Source organism: Pseudomonas sp. SED1 (assembly GCF_034044025.1).
Classification (GTDB): domain Bacteria; phylum Pseudomonadota; class Gammaproteobacteria; order Pseudomonadales; family Pseudomonadaceae; genus Aquipseudomonas.
Genome location: NZ_JAXCIS010000051.1, coordinates 123,598 through 137,737, shown reverse-complemented (window position 1 = coordinate 137,737; position 14,140 = coordinate 123,598). Strand labels below are relative to the sequence as shown.

The window sequence follows — 14,140 nt, the reverse complement described above, 5'->3', positions numbered from 1 at the left end:
GCCGTTTGATTATTTGAGGAGTTCACCATGCCCCAACTCTCTAACCGCCGCGCCGTGATCACCGGCGCCGGCAGCGGCATCGGTGCTGCCATCGCCCGTGCCTACGCCGTCGAAGGCGCACGCCTGTTGCTGGCCGACCGCGACGCCGCAACCCTCGCCGAAACTGCCATCACCTGCCGCAACCTCGGTGCCGAAGTCCTCGAGTGCGTGGCCGATGTCGGCACTGTCGACGGCGCCCAGGCCAGCGTCGATGCCTGTGTCACCCACTACGGCGGCATCGATATCCTGGTCAACAACGCCGGCATGCTGACCCAGGCCCGGTGCGTCGACCTGACCATCGACATGTGGAACGACATGCTGCGCGTCGACCTCACCAGCGTGTTCGTCGCCAGCCAGCGCGCCTTGCCCCACATGATTGGCCAGCGCTGGGGCCGGATCATCAACGTTGCCTCGCAACTGGGGATCAAGGGCGGCGCCGAGTTGACGCACTATGCAGCGGCGAAAGCTGGCGTGATCGGCTTCACCAAATCCCTCGCGCTGGAGGTGGCCAAGGACAACGTTCTGGTCAACGCCATTGCGCCCGGGCCGATTGATACGCCGTTGGTAGGCGGCATCAGCGACACCTGGAAACGCGCCAAGGCTGCCGAGTTGCCCTTGGGCCGTTTCGGCCTGGCGGATGAAGTTGCGCCCACCGCGGTGCTGCTGGCCAGCGAGCCGGGCGGCAACCTGTTCGTCGGCCAGACCCTCGGCCCGAACTCCGGCGATGTCATGCCATGAGCGGGCAATAAGCATGTGCGGACTCTGCGGCCTGCTGGGCGAAGACTTGCACTGGAGCGATCCCCTGGGCGATGAGCTACCGCGTCGCCGCGAACGCCTGCGCCGCATTGCGGCGATCAACCAGGTGCTGGCGGTGTTCCGGCTCAAGGTCGAAGACTTCCAGGGCGCGTCCTATCTGCTGCTGGGCGCCACCGGCAAACAGGAACTGGCCAGCGGCCTGGATCAGCTGTGGCGGGCGGCAGAGACCATGCTCGGTCGGCCGCTGGATCCTCTTGACCCCAAATTACTCGACCATTTGGAACAGGGTCTTCTGTAGGAGCGAGCTTGCTCGCGAAAAACGTCAACGATAACGCGCCCTCTCTGGTTGAACGCGGCGTTCTCAGGTTTTTCGCGAGCGAGCTCGCTCCTACAGGGGGCCAGCAACGAGGTAGAAATATGAGCATCGCCCTCAACGTCATCACCGGCTTCCTCGGCAGCGGCAAGACCACCTTGCTCAAGCGCCTGCTACAAGGCGAAAGCCTTGGCGACACGGCGTTGCTGATCAATGAGTTCGGCGACGTAGGCATCGACCATTTGCTGGTGGAAGAAGTCGCGCCGGACACCGTGCTGCTGCCCAGCGGTTGCGTCTGCTGTTCGATTCGCGGCGAGTTGAAAGACGCCTTGCTCGGCCTGTTGCAGCGCCGTGAGCGCGGCGAGATTCCAGCCTTCAAACGGGTGATCCTGGAAACCACCGGCCTGGCCGATCCGGCGCCGATCCTCGCCACCTTGAATAACGACGTGCAGCTTCGCGGGCGCTTTCATATCGGCCTGGTCGTGACGTTGGTAGACGCCAGCCACGCCGCCCTGCAAGAACGCCTGCACCCCGAATGGCTGGCGCAAGTGGCCGCCGCGGATCGCCTGCTGTTGAGCAAGACCGACCTCGTCGAAGACTGCGGCCCGTTGCGCGCGCACTTGCAGGCACTGAACGCCGGTACGCCGATCCTCAATACCTGTGACGTCGACAGCGGTGAACAACTGCTGCTTGGCGAAGGCCTGCGCAGCGCCGAACCTGCGGCCGAAGTCAGTCGCTGGCAACTCCATCAAACCACCGCCGCCAACCACGGCGCCGCGCAAGTCTGTTGCCTGACCTTCGACCAGCCGCTGGATTGGGTGGGGTTCGGGGTCTGGTTATCGATGCTGTTAAGATGCCACGGCGAACGTATTCTTCGCGTCAAAGGACTGCTCAACGTGAACGCAAGCTCGGCCCCCATTGTTATCCACGGCGTGCAGCATTGCCTGCATGCCCCGGTTCACCTGCCTGCCTGGCCGGGGACCGATCGGCAATCACGCCTGGTGTTTATCCTGCGCGGTCTCGACCCGGCGTTGCTGCGTCGCTCCTTTGAAGTGTTCTCCAGAAGGTTCGCCGCATGATCACGCTTCGCGTCCTCGGTACCTCGGTGACCTTGCTCGAATGCCTGCGTGTGCGAGCGGAAAAAGAGCTGGGCATTCGCCTGGTGTATCAGGTGCACGATGTCGAGCAGGCCCAGCGTATTGCGGTGATGCAGCCGGACAGCTACGACCTCTACGACCAGTGGTTTCACAACGTCGATTTCGTGTGGCCGGCCCGGGCGATCCAGCCGATCGACACCCGGCGCATTGCGCTGTGGCACGAGATCAACGACCTGCCCAAGCGCGGACGTTTGTCCGCCAACGACCGCCTGGGCAGCGGCAGTGTGCCCAGCGAGCGCTTGTTCGTGCAGCACGATGGCAGCCTCGGCAGCACCGTGACCGAACGCATCAGCATGTTGCCCCTGACCCACAACGCCGACAGTTTCGCCTACCGCCCTGAGCGCTTGCCCGAAGGGTTCAACCGCGCCAACGAGAGCTGGGGCTGGCTGCTCGACCCGGCCTGGGGCGCACGCACCGCGCTGCAGAGTGACGCCGCCATCGGCGCCCTCGACGCGGCACTTTCGGTGCAAGGCGCGGGGCTCGCGAGCTTCAAGGACATCGGCAACATGAGCATCGAAGAGATCGATGTGTTGGCGGATATCCTGGTACGCAAGCAGAAGGAAGGGCACTTCGCGGCGTTCTGGTCGGATGACGAAGAGGCGGCGCAACTGATGCTCAGCCCGAGCATCGACATCCAGAGTTTGTGGTCACCGACCCTGATGCGCCTGCACCGGGCCGGGGTTAAATACCGCTTGGCGGTGCCCCGTGAAGGTTATCGCGCCTGGTTCGGCGGGTTGTCGTTGTCGCGCCATGCCAAGGGCCCGGTGCTGGATGCGGCCTATGCCTACCTCAACTGGTGGCTGTCCGGCTGGCCTGGAGCGGTGATGGCGCGCCAGGGTTATTACATCGGCAACCCGGCTCGTAGCCGTGATCACCTGAGCAGCGCCGAGTGGGATTACTGGTACGCCGGCCAGCCCGCGCGGGATGAGCTGCTGGGCAGCGATGGCTTACCGTTGATTGATGTGGGCGAAGTGCGCGACGGTGGCTCCTATGAGCAACGCATGGGGCACATCGCGGTGTGGAACTCGGTGATGGACGAGCACAACTACCTGGTGCGGCGCTGGGGCGATTTCATGCGGGCGCGGATGTAGGAATGGCGGTATGCCGCCAAATTAATGACGTGAAAACTCCCGTATTTATTGGGTGCACATCTTCTCTTGCGCAGCTAGTCTGGATAGTTCGAATGTCCTTTTAAAAAAGGATATTTATTTGACGCCAGTTCAGCTGTCGCGAGGGACGCGTATGACGAAGGGAGATTTCGGCTGGAGGAGACGGGCGCTGCCAGAGGGCAACAAAATGCGGTGGCGCCATACGTTTCAAACCCGGATCGCCGGGGTGCTGGCGCTGCTGTTACTGGTGGTCGTGGCGGCGGTGTATTTCGCGGTGAAGACCGCGACCAATCACGCCGTCGAAAACCAGGCCCAAGTGCAATTGGAAACCGGCAGCCAGGTGTTCGAACGCCTGCTCGACCTGCGTGGCCGGCGTTTGCAATACGGCTTGAACTGGCTCACGGCAGACCTGCCCTTCCGCCAGTCTGTCGCCGAGGGTGAGCCCGCCGAGATTCTCGCCGCCCTGCGCCGGCATGGCACCGGCCTGACGTCCAGTGAAGTATTTGTGCTGGGCCTCGACGGCAAGGTGATGGTCAGCACGTTACAGGCGCTGACCCCGGGCCAGCCTTTTCCCTACAACGACGCCTTGCGCCAGGCCCGGCGCAGCGGCCTGCAAATGTTGATCGTAGCCCTGGATGGCCGGCCTTTTCTGCTGGTGCAACAGGACGTCGTCGACCTCACACCGATTGCCCGTGTCGCCATGGGCTTCCCCATGGACGAAATCTTCGCCAGTGAATTGCGCTCCATGAGCAACCTTGAGGTGTCGTTCCTCAGTGCGCAGCACGGCCAGCCCGGGGAACTGTTCAGCACTCAGCCCGAGGCACTGCAGGCATCAATTGCCGCTGGCTTGCAGGCGCCGTACATCAATTCCAAGGCGCAACTGAACCTGTTTCACGGCCAGCGTTACCTCAGCCAGGTGTTGCCGCTGGGTAACACCGCAGACGGCGGTGAGGTGCGGGTGCTGCTGCAAAGCCCGCTGGACCACGCCCTTGAATCCTTCGCGCCGCTGGACCGGCAATTTCTCGCAATCGCCCTGGTGGTGCTGCTGGTGTCGCTGGCGGGCGCATTGTTCCTGGCGCGTCGGGTTTCGCGCCCACTCAATGCGCTGGTGCAGGCGGCCGAACGCATCGGTGCCGGTGATTACCGTACGCCAGTGCGGGTGCGCAGCCATGATGAGTTCGGCCTGCTGGCCCAGGCCTTTAACGCCATGCAAACCAGGATCGCCGTGCGCGAACGGCAACTGGCCCACAACGCCCTGCACGATCCGCTCACCGGCCTGCCCAACCGGGCGCTGGCCATGGAGCGCCTGGGCAGTGCCATCAGCGCCGGCCGGCCCGTGGTGTTGCTGTACCTGGGGATTGAAAACTACCGGGTGATCAATGAAAGCTATGGGCCGGAAGGTGTGGAAGAAATGCTCCGCGAAGCCAGCCGCTGCCTGTTGTCGAGCCTCTCGGCCAGTGACACCGCCGCGCGCATCACCGGCAGCGAGTTTTTACTGCTGCTGGAAAACACCGAGATCGACCGTGTCGTGGCCTTGGCTGACCGCCTGTATGGGCTGCTGACCGAGCCCCAGCGCATCGGCGGCGATGAACTGCGCCACGAGGTGAGCATCGGCATCGCCGCGTACCCGGCCGACGGCCAGCAGGTTGAAGAGCTGATCAGCCGCGCCGCGCTTGCCCGCCACGATGCGGCCGCGTTACCGGGTTATTTACAGATCTACCAACAAGACCGCGACCTCGCCCACCAACGCCAGATCACGCTGATCCGCGACCTGCGCCGAGCGGCGGCGGAGGGCGAGTTGCACCTGTGTTATCAGCCCAAGCTCGACTTGCACCATGGCCATGTGCGCCAGGCCGAAGCGCTGTTGCGCTGGCAGCATCCGACCCTTGGGCTGGTATCGCCCGCCGAGTTCATTCCCCTGGCCGAGCGCACCGGCAGCATGGGTAGCCTTACCCACTGGGTGATCGAAGAAGCCATTCGGCAATTGGCCGAGTGGGAGGTGCGCGGGCTGCAAGTGCAGTTATCGGTGAACATCTCGGTGGATGACCTGGCCGATGACAGCCTGGCCCTGCGCGTTACCGAGCTGTTGGCGCGCTACCGCGTATCGGCCCGGCAACTGATTTTTGAAATCACCGAAAGCGCGATCATGCACAACCCGGCCCAGGCCCTCAGCGTGCTGGAGCAATTGCGCGGTTGTGGCATCAGCCTGTCGGTGGACGATTTCGGCACCGGCTACTCATCCCTGGCGCAACTGCAACGCTTGCCGGTACAGGAACTGAAGATCGACCAGTCGTTCGTGCGCAATCTCGACAGCACCTCCGGCGACGGCGTGATCGTGCGCTCGACCATCGAAATGAGCCACAACCTCGGGCTCAAAGTGGTGGCTGAAGGTGTGGAGTTCGAGCCCAGCCTCAAGCTGCTCAAACTCTGGAAGTGCGACACGGCCCAAGGCTATCTGATCAGTCGGCCCTTGAACGCTATGGCTTTCGAAATGTGGATGCGCCGCGAACGCATGCCGGTGTGACTGCACAAAAAAAGGCGGCTACCCATAAGGTAGCCGCCTTTGTCTTGCTGCCGGTGTTACTTAGTCCGGCAGTTTGAACGCCATCACATAGTCGCCCTGCTTGGTACCCAGGGAACCATGACCGCCGGCCATGACCAGCACGTACTGCTTGCCGTCCTTGCCGGTGTAGGTCATCGGTGTGGTTTGCGCGCCTGCTGGCAGGCGGCCTTCCCACAGTTGCTTGCCGTTTTTCACGTCATAGGCACGCAGGTACTGGTCAAGGGTACCGCTGAGGAAAGACACGCCACCGGCCGTGGTGAAGGTCCCGCCCAGGCTTGGTACGCCCATGGTCAGTGGAATCGGAACCGGCGAGCTGTCACGCACGGTGCCGTTCTTGTGCATCCAGATGGTCTGGTGGTTGGTCAGGTCGACCGCGGCCACATAACCCCATGCTGGCGCCTGGCACGGCAGGCCCAGTGGCGACAGCATGGCTTCGAGGATCACGCCGTACGGCGCGCCTTTGTTCGGCTGCACGCCTTCGGTTTCGCTGACCCGTGGGCCTTGCTTGGCGATGTCGGCGGCCGGGATCAGTTTCGATTTGAACGCCATGTAGCTCGGGTTCACGAAAGCAATCTGGCGAACCGGGTCGACGGAAATGCCACCCCAGTCGAACACGCCGAAGTTACCCGGGTAAACGATCGAACCTTGCAGCGATGGCGGGGTGAACGGACCGTCGTAGCGCATGGATTTGAAATCAATCCGGCACAGCATCTGGTCGAACGGCGTCACGCCCCACATGTCACGCTCCTTGAGGGGCGGTGGCATGAAGTTCAGGTCCGATTTCGGTTGGGTCGGAGCGGTGTGATCGCCGGCCACTGCGCCTTGCGGTACAGGGATTTCATTGATCGGCACCACGGGCTGACCGTTGGTGCGGTCCAGGGTGTAGATGCTGCCTTGCTTGGTCGACGCCATTACCGCTTGCTTCACGCCGTCAGCGGTCTTGATGTCGATCAGCGAAGGCTGGCCGCCTACGTCCATGTCCCACAGGTCATGGTGAGTGAACTGGAAGGTCCACTTCACGTGGCCGCTGTCAATGTCCAGGGCGGTCAGGCCGGCGCTGTACTTCTCGGAGTCCGGAGTCCGGTCGCCGCCGTACTGGTCGGGCATCTGGTTACCCATCGGCAGGTAGAGCATGCCGAGTTTTTCGTCCACCGCGAACATCGACCACATGTTTGGCGAATTGCGGGTGTAAGTCTTGCCCTCGGCCAACGGGGTGGTGTCGTCCGGGTTGCCGCTGTCCCAGTTCCACACCAGCTTGCCGGTGTGCACGTCGAACGCACGGATCACGCCGCTTGGCTCGTCGGTGGAGACGTTGTCGGTCACGTGACCGCCGATCACTACCAGGTTCTTGGTAACGGCCGGTGGCGAGGTGGAGTAGTAACCGCCCGGGGCGAAGGTGCCGATGTTGGCACGCAGGTCGACCTGGCCTTTGTCACCAAAGTCTTCGCACATCTTGCCGGTGTCGGCGTTCAGGGCGATCAGACGGGTGTCGGCGGTAGGTACGAAGATGCGTTTCGGGCAGGCATTCGGCGCGGCGGCCGGGCTGGCGCTGCCAGTCGGGCTCTGCTCGGAAGCGTAGACCGCGTCATCGTGATACGACACGCCACGGCAGGTCATGTGCGCCCAACCCTTGAAGTTGGCAGCGCCTTCGCTGCTGATCTTCGGATCGAAACGCCAGATTTCCTTGCCGGTGTCCGGGTCCAGGGCAATGACCTGGCTGTGTGGTGTACACACGTAGAGCATGCCGTTGACTTTCAGCGGGGTGTTTTCCGCGGTGGTTTCACCGGGATCGCCTGGGCCAGGAATGTCGCCAGTGCGATACGTCCAGGCTGGAACCAGCTTGTGGGCGTTTTCCGGGGTGATCTGCGCCAGTGGCGAGTAACGGTCACCAAAGGCCGAGCGGCCATAGGAGTTCCAGTCACCATCCGCCTGAGCTGGCGCGGCGCTGGCCATGCCTGGCACCGCATCGCGGTCCAGTTGGCCTTTTTTGACCATGGCACCCGGGTCGGTGAATTGGCTGGCCAAGGCAGCAGCACCGGCCAGCACGACGGCGACGCTCAGGGCGCCAGTGCCCAGCGGCGCGGCTTGGCCACGCAGCAATGGACGGCGGAACCACGGGAGCAGCATGACGATGCCGAGGGCGAACAGCAGGGCCAGGCGCGGCACCAGTTGCCACCAGTCCAGGCCGACTTCCCACAGCGCCCAGACGGTGCTTGCAAACAGCACCAGTGCGTACAAGCCCAGCGCCGCGCGGCGTGTTGCCAGCAGCAACAGACCGGTGACGGTGATGCCGAGACCGGCCAGCAGGTAATACAGCGACCCGCCGAGCATGCTCAGCTTGATCCCCCCGGCCAACAAGGCCAGGCCCATTATCAGCAGCAAGATCCCCAGTAGCCTGGGCAGCAGGCGACTTGGACTTGAAGCACCATCAGTGCTCATAGTGTGGTTCTCCGTTACGTTTTGAATTGATTGCGCACAGTTCACTGTAGATGACGTTCCGGCGCAGGCATGGTTCAGGGCAAATTAGGTTTATTCAGAAATCAGAAGGAACTTTGCAGCTTGATCCCGCCGATCAGCGCGTCATCCACCTGGGCCACGGCTCCGGGGTGACGGATGTATTGCAGGTTCGGGCGTACGGTCAGCCAGTGGGTGACGTGGATGCCGTAATAGAGTTCGGCGCTGTATTCGGTGTGTTGAATCGGCATATAGGCCGGGTCATCGAAGTCGTACACCGCACGGGCCTGGTTGCTCGCCTCGGCGTTCTTGCGATAGGCCGGGTTGACGTGCACCCGGGCCACGGCAAAGCCGATATCGTCCTTGGCGCGGGCGTCAAACGGGCCCTTGTAGACCACGCCGGCCTGCACGTAGTTATCCACAGCGTTGGTTTTCTTGTCGTGCATCGTGCCGTTGGCGAACACGCTCAAGCCTCGCGAATGGTCGCTAGCCAGGCTGGTGACTTGCTGTTGCACACCCAGCCACACCCCGTGTTTGCTGGAGGCGCTGCGATAGGCCTCGCCGCTGAGGGCTGCCGGCTGGTCGTTGCGGTCTTTATAGACGTCGCTGGCCTTGGCGCTGCTGTAGTAGTAACCGGCGCGGTATTCGCCGGGCAGGCCGTTGAGCGTGGGTGTCCACACCAGTTCCACCGGGAGCAGGGCGCCTTGTGTGCCGCTGCCACTGAGCTTGAAGCCATTGCCGCGATCCAGGTTGGACGGGTTCTGTTCATAGGCGCCGACCTGGGCGTACAGCTCGGGCGTCAGGTGATACTTGACCCGCAGCGCCCACTGGCTCACCGGCCAGTTGTACCAGATGCTGCCCACCCAGTTGCCGACCTGCGAGCCGCAGAACGCCAGGTTCTGGAAGTCGCAGGGGAAGCTGTTGAAGTCCTCGCCTTCGCCAAAACGGCCGGCCTTGATGTCGAGCTTCTGGTCGAAGAACTTCTGCTGGTACCACATCTGCGTCAGGCGCCAGGTCTGGCCACGGCCCCAGACTTCCTGGGAGGAAGTGAACCCGCCCACACGCGGATCGTTGACGCGGTCGTTGGTGATGTTGTTGCCGCTGCGCTCGGTCACCGTCAACTGGAACTCGGCGTCGTGCCAGCCGAGGATCTTCTGCAGATCCAGGTGCGTGCCCAGGCCGAACTGATCGCTGTAGCGCGCGGTGCGGTCGTGGTCTGAGCCGCCGTGCAGGTTGCTGCCCATCTCGCCGGTGTAGTCGAACTTGAAGTCGTAGCCTTTTTGAGACAGCGCTGTCCGAGCTCCGCCGAAATCACCCAGCATCCACGGTGATTCAGCGTCAAAGGCAGGAGCGGCTTGGGCACAGGTGGCCAGACCGAAAGGCAGCAGCGCAGCGCACAGGCGCAGGTTTGGGAAAGCAGGCATAGGCAAAATGGGGTCTTAATATTTTATGGTTTTGAAACGCCAACAGCGACCTGGCGCGTTCGCACAAAGGCGTTGAACACGGGCGGACGATGTTTTATGGAATGATGAAACGTTTCAGTTTGTTGCCGACAAGGATAAAGCCCCGACGCGGGGAGAGAAAGGGCTAAACGGAAGATGGATTCTTTCGGATTTGGTAATAGTGGCGTCGCTGGGTCATTGTGCGCCTTTGGACAACTTGAAGGCGGGGCTCATTTCGTCCTGCTCACGTCTTGAGATGCCCACTGCATTGGCCAGCGTTGGCCACTGATTCACAACGCCCCTGAAACGTTCGATAAGCGTGTCGGCCTCCGGGAGTGGCACCCTGAAGATCCCGGCGACTGATCGCACCAACTCCAGATCCAGAGCGTTGTCATGTTCGCTGATATTGAGTTTCAGGCCATGACCGTAACGGTCGGGATTCATATCGTAGGCAGGAGAGAGCCGCCAGCCCCGTCCCGGTTCCAGCAGGAAGCCGTGGTTACGCAAGTGATCATCGGTATTGGAAACCAACACGTTAAACAGAATTCGACACCACAGTTCGCGCAAGTCAGCTTGGGTATCGGCGCCTTGCGTGATCAACACCCGCGCAAGTTCCAGGTAGCTGACGCCAGTCGAGGCATCGTCACCATCGGTATGCCCGGTCAAGGTCATGGCGGAGGCGAAATGCAAACGTCGCCCCTGAGCAGACCGGTCAAAACGTTTAACCCTGAAGCAGTGATGCTCGCTGGCATAGCGTTCTGCATCCATGGGGGCGACGCGCAGACCGCAGCCCTCGGCGAGAGACCCAACGATGTATTCCCAGGCTCCCACATCGTGCTCATCGCGCAGGCTCGGAAACTTGGCAATCCAGAGATGCCCATCGGGGTCGACCACGCTGGCTTTAGGGCGTGCGCCACCCAGCGAGCCGCCGGGTGCGATCAACATCCGCAGCCAGTCGGTGCCTTCGACGGCGGTATTGTCGGTATCGTTTTCCAGGGCGCGGCTGGCTGCTTCCAGTTCCCGCAGTTTGATCAGTGGCGGCGCCGCCAGGCTGTCCTGATTGTCCAGAAAGGGCCCGCTGTCATCTTGCTTGAAACGCAACGCGCCGACGCGGAAGGTATCGTGTACACCCAACAGGAAGTCTGACTCCATAAGCCGAGTGTGGGGTGCAACTCTTGCCGCTCGTTTATCGCGTTCCAGCTGACGCTTCATCAGCATGCGCCCCCATCGGTCGGGGCTGGAGTCGGCAAATACACCGAAGGTATCGCGACCTTGCGGGGGGAACTGCGGGCCTTCGAACAAGCCTAGGCGCGGGTCAAGTTGAGTCAGGCCCAACTGCGGATCAGCCAGCGCCTCACGGTCGTATTCAAACTCAAACAACTCACTTGGACCGCCTTGGCGCGCATGCAGTACGCCAAGGCGACGGGCATGATCGAGCCCATCCCAGTCGGCATAAACGAGAATACGGGTCATGGCTTGGATGACTCGTCACTGGAACGGCTGACGGGTTTGACGATCAGGGCCGAAAGTTTCGAGGCCGTTTGTGCCTGGGGGGAGACTGAGGGCGCGATGGTGGCAGACGACGTGTGTGCAGCCTTCTTCACGCGAGGCTTGGTTGCCCCCTGCTTTTTGTTTGTAAGCGCGGCGTCTTGCAGATGGCGTCCTACTGTGTCGGTTTCAGCGATCGAGGCTACATCCTGTTCGAGCCCGAGCACTTGCAATACGGACAGGTAGGCGCCGATGGTCACTCCCGTAGAGCCTCGCTCCAATGCACGCAGGGTCATGAGTGACATACCGGCACGCTCCGCCACTTGTTTGGCGGTGAGCTTGCGACGCAAGCGCGCCAAGCGCAGGCGTTCGCCCAAGTCCGCCAGCAATTGCTGGGTCATAGGGAGTAGCGGAGCGGTTTTGTTGGCCATGGGTGCAATTATTCCGGCGCTTTCGAGAAGAATATGCAGGAATAATAGCACTATTGGTGAGCAATGGATCTGCAATTATTTTGGCTGTTTTGTAGTGTTACAGCTAAAATAATTGCAGTTTTGTTGTCGTGGGTTGACCTAAGCCAACTTCACCAAACACTCCTCAAGAATATCCAACCCTTCCTCCAGCACCACTGCCTCAATCGTCAACGGCGCCAGCAGGCGGATAATGTGCCGTGATTTGCCGCTGGGCATCAGCAGCAAACCAGCGTCGCGGGCCAAGGCCAGCAGTTGGGTGAGTTGTTGTGGTGCCGGGCTGCCGTCGGCGTTGGCCAGTTCGATACCACGCATGGCGCCCACGCCGGTCAAGCGGCCGAGGTACGGCGAGAGCTTTTTCGAACGCCATGATTCATAGCGGCTGAGGATGGCTTCTTCCTGCTGCGTGCCCCAACTTTTCAGGTGTTCATCCGTCATTTCATCCAGGGTCGCCAACGCCGCCGCGCAGGCAATCGGGTTGCCGGAATAGGTGCCGCCCAGGCCGCCTTTGGGCAGGTTGTCGAGCAACGTTTTGCGACCCACTACTGCGCCGAGCGGCACACCGCCGGCGATGCTTTTGCCCAGCAGTATCAGGTCCGGCACGATGCCCAGGCGTGAGAACGCAAAACGCTGGCCGGTACGGCCGAAGCCGGACTGGATTTCATCGGCAATCAGCAGGATGTTTTTCTCGTCGCAAAAGCGGCGCAGTGCCTGGGCGAATTCCACGTCCAGCGTCAGGAAGCCCCCTTCGCCCTGCACCGGTTCGATGATGAAACAGGCCACGTCGTCGACGTCGATTTCCACGCTGAACAGGCGGTCCATTGCCTTCAGCGCTTCGCCGCAGGTCACGCCGTTGTCGCGACTGGGGAATGGCAGGTGGAACACCGGCCCCGGCAGTACGCCGACTTTTTGTTTGTACGGCGCGACCTTGCCATTGAGGTTCAAGGTGGCCAGGGTGCGTCCGTGAAACGCCCCGTCAAAGGCAATGACCGCGGTGCGACCCGTCGCGCCGCGGACAATTTTCAAGGCGTTTTCCGCCGCCTCCGCACCACTGTTGGTGAGCATGCCACTGACCGGATAATCCACCGGGATGAACGCGGTGAGGCGGTCCATCAGTTCGATGTAGGGCGCGTGAGGCGCGGCGTTGAAGGCGTAGTGGGTGAGCTTTGTCGCCTGCTCGCGGATCGCCTCGACCACGCGCGGGTGGCAATGGCCCAGGTTGAGTACGCCAATGCCACCGACGAAATCGATGTAGCGCTTGCCCGTGGTGTCCCAGACTTCGGCGTTCTTGCCATGGCTGAGGCTGATGGGGTGGACGATGGAAATCGACTGGCTGATGGTTTCGCGGCTCATGGATCCGGGACTCAAGAATAGGATGCGTCCTTTTATCTAAGCCGTGAGCCGCCTTGCCCCGCAAACGAAATAAAGTCGCCGGGTCATTATTAAAAGTCGGGATGTGCTGTGGTGTACTCCACCATCCAGCTCAAAAACGCCTGCACTTTTGGAATCCCCCCGGCATGTTCGGCATGGGCGATAAAGTGCGCGCCGGCGCTGGGCATCGCGTAATCCCAAGGGATCATCAGGCTGCCGTTCGCCAATTCCTCGGCCACCAGATACTGCGGCACTAACGCCACGCCGTACCCCGATTGCGCCGCGCGAATGCACATGTAGAACGTGTCGAAGCGCGGCCCGTGGTAGCTGTTTTGTGAATGCAGGCCTTGTTCCAGAAACCACTCGTGCCAGGCTTCGGGACGCGAGGTGCATTGCAGCAACGTGTGGCGGGACGAGGCGTCGCTGCCTGCGGCAACAAACCCGGGTGCGCACACCGGTACCACGGCCTCGCGAAACAACTCGATGCAGGTCGCTCCCGGCCACGATCCCTGGCCGAAGAAGAACGCGATGTCGGCCTTGGCCTGCAATACGTCGAACGGCTCCAGTTCATTGCGCACGTCCAGGTGGATATTGGGATGGCGCGCGGCAAAATCCTTGAGCTTGGGCACCAGCCAGCGGTCACCGAAGGTCGGCTGGGTGGCAATGCGCAGCACTTCGGTTTCGCCGCCATAGGTCAGGATGTAGCGGCTGGAAATATCCACTTGGTTGAGGATCTTGCGTACTTCCTCCAGGTACAGCGAGCCTGCCGGCGACAGGTACAGACGCTGGCGCACCCGTTGGAACAACGGGTGGCAGAGCATCTCTTCCAGCTGCGCGACTTGCTTGCTCACCGCACTCTGGGTCAGGTGCAGCTCTTCGGCGGCGCGGGTGAAGCTCAAGTGCCGGGCGGCGGCTTCGAAGCACTGCAGGGCAGTCATCGAAGGGGTCAAGCGTTTCGAAATCACGGGATCGCAGATCCTT

11 protein-coding genes are annotated in these 14,140 nt (G+C 61.9%); 5 read left to right on the top strand and 6 right to left on the bottom strand.

Going from position 1 to position 14,140, the window contains the following annotated elements:
• Positions 1–27: 27 nt before the first annotated feature.
• From SNL23_RS07585 to SNL23_RS07565, 5 genes are all read left to right on the top strand, one after another.
• A complete protein-coding gene (locus tag SNL23_RS07585) occupies positions 28–777 on the top strand; it encodes an SDR family NAD(P)-dependent oxidoreductase (protein ID WP_318301947.1) in 750 nt (249 codons plus the stop codon).
• 13 nt (positions 778–790) lie between these two features.
• On the top strand, positions 791–1,093 hold the full coding sequence (locus tag SNL23_RS07580; RefSeq protein WP_076017591.1) for a hypothetical protein: 303 nt from the start codon (positions 791–793) through the stop codon (positions 1,091–1,093).
• A 119-nt stretch (positions 1,094–1,212) separates the two neighbouring features.
• Positions 1,213–2,187 carry a CobW family GTP-binding protein gene (locus SNL23_RS07575; RefSeq protein ID WP_318301946.1) on the top strand — a complete coding sequence of 325 codons (975 nt, stop codon included), beginning with the start codon at positions 1,213–1,215 and terminating at the stop codon, positions 2,185–2,187.
• Entirely contained in the window at positions 2,184–3,356 is a 1,173-nt protein-coding gene (locus SNL23_RS07570) for an ABC transporter substrate-binding protein (RefSeq protein WP_318301945.1), read from the top strand. The genes SNL23_RS07575 and SNL23_RS07570 overlap by 4 nt, the downstream gene beginning before the upstream one ends.
• Positions 3,357–3,561: 205 nt before the next feature.
• Positions 3,562–5,898, top strand: coding sequence for a putative bifunctional diguanylate cyclase/phosphodiesterase (locus SNL23_RS07565; RefSeq protein ID WP_318301944.1), 2,337 nt, complete (start codon positions 3,562–3,564; stop codon positions 5,896–5,898).
• A 60-nt stretch (positions 5,899–5,958) separates the two neighbouring features.
• Here SNL23_RS07565 and SNL23_RS07560 read toward each other — a convergent pair whose 3' ends face one another.
• From SNL23_RS07560 to SNL23_RS07535, 6 genes are all read right to left on the bottom strand, one after another.
• Positions 5,959–8,376 carry a glucose/quinate/shikimate family membrane-bound PQQ-dependent dehydrogenase gene (locus tag SNL23_RS07560; RefSeq protein ID WP_318301943.1) on the bottom strand — a complete coding sequence of 806 codons (2,418 nt, stop codon included), beginning with the start codon at positions 8,374–8,376 and terminating at the stop codon, positions 5,959–5,961.
• Between the two features lie 101 nt (positions 8,377–8,477).
• Entirely contained in the window at positions 8,478–9,815 is a 1,338-nt protein-coding gene (locus SNL23_RS07555; protein WP_318301942.1) for a carbohydrate porin, read from the bottom strand.
• 213 nt (positions 9,816–10,028) lie between these two features.
• Positions 10,029–11,306, bottom strand: a complete 1,278-nt coding sequence (locus tag SNL23_RS07550) for a type II toxin-antitoxin system HipA family toxin (RefSeq protein ID WP_318301941.1) — start codon at positions 11,304–11,306, stop codon at positions 10,029–10,031.
• The gene (locus SNL23_RS07545) at positions 11,303–11,752 is read right to left on the bottom strand and encodes a helix-turn-helix domain-containing protein (RefSeq protein ID WP_318301940.1); all 450 of its coding nucleotides are present in this window, start codon (positions 11,750–11,752) and stop codon (positions 11,303–11,305) included. Before SNL23_RS07545 ends, SNL23_RS07550 begins: the two co-directional genes overlap by 4 nt.
• Positions 11,753–11,890: 138 nt before the next feature.
• Complete coding sequence (locus SNL23_RS07540) at positions 11,891–13,141, bottom strand: 2-aminoadipate transaminase (RefSeq protein ID WP_318301939.1); 1,251 nt, start codon at positions 13,139–13,141, stop codon at positions 11,891–11,893.
• An 89-nt stretch (positions 13,142–13,230) separates the two neighbouring features.
• The gene (locus SNL23_RS07535; protein ID WP_218585910.1) at positions 13,231–14,097 is read right to left on the bottom strand and encodes a LysR substrate-binding domain-containing protein; all 867 of its coding nucleotides are present in this window, start codon (positions 14,095–14,097) and stop codon (positions 13,231–13,233) included.
• Positions 14,098–14,140: the final 43 nt, after the last annotated feature.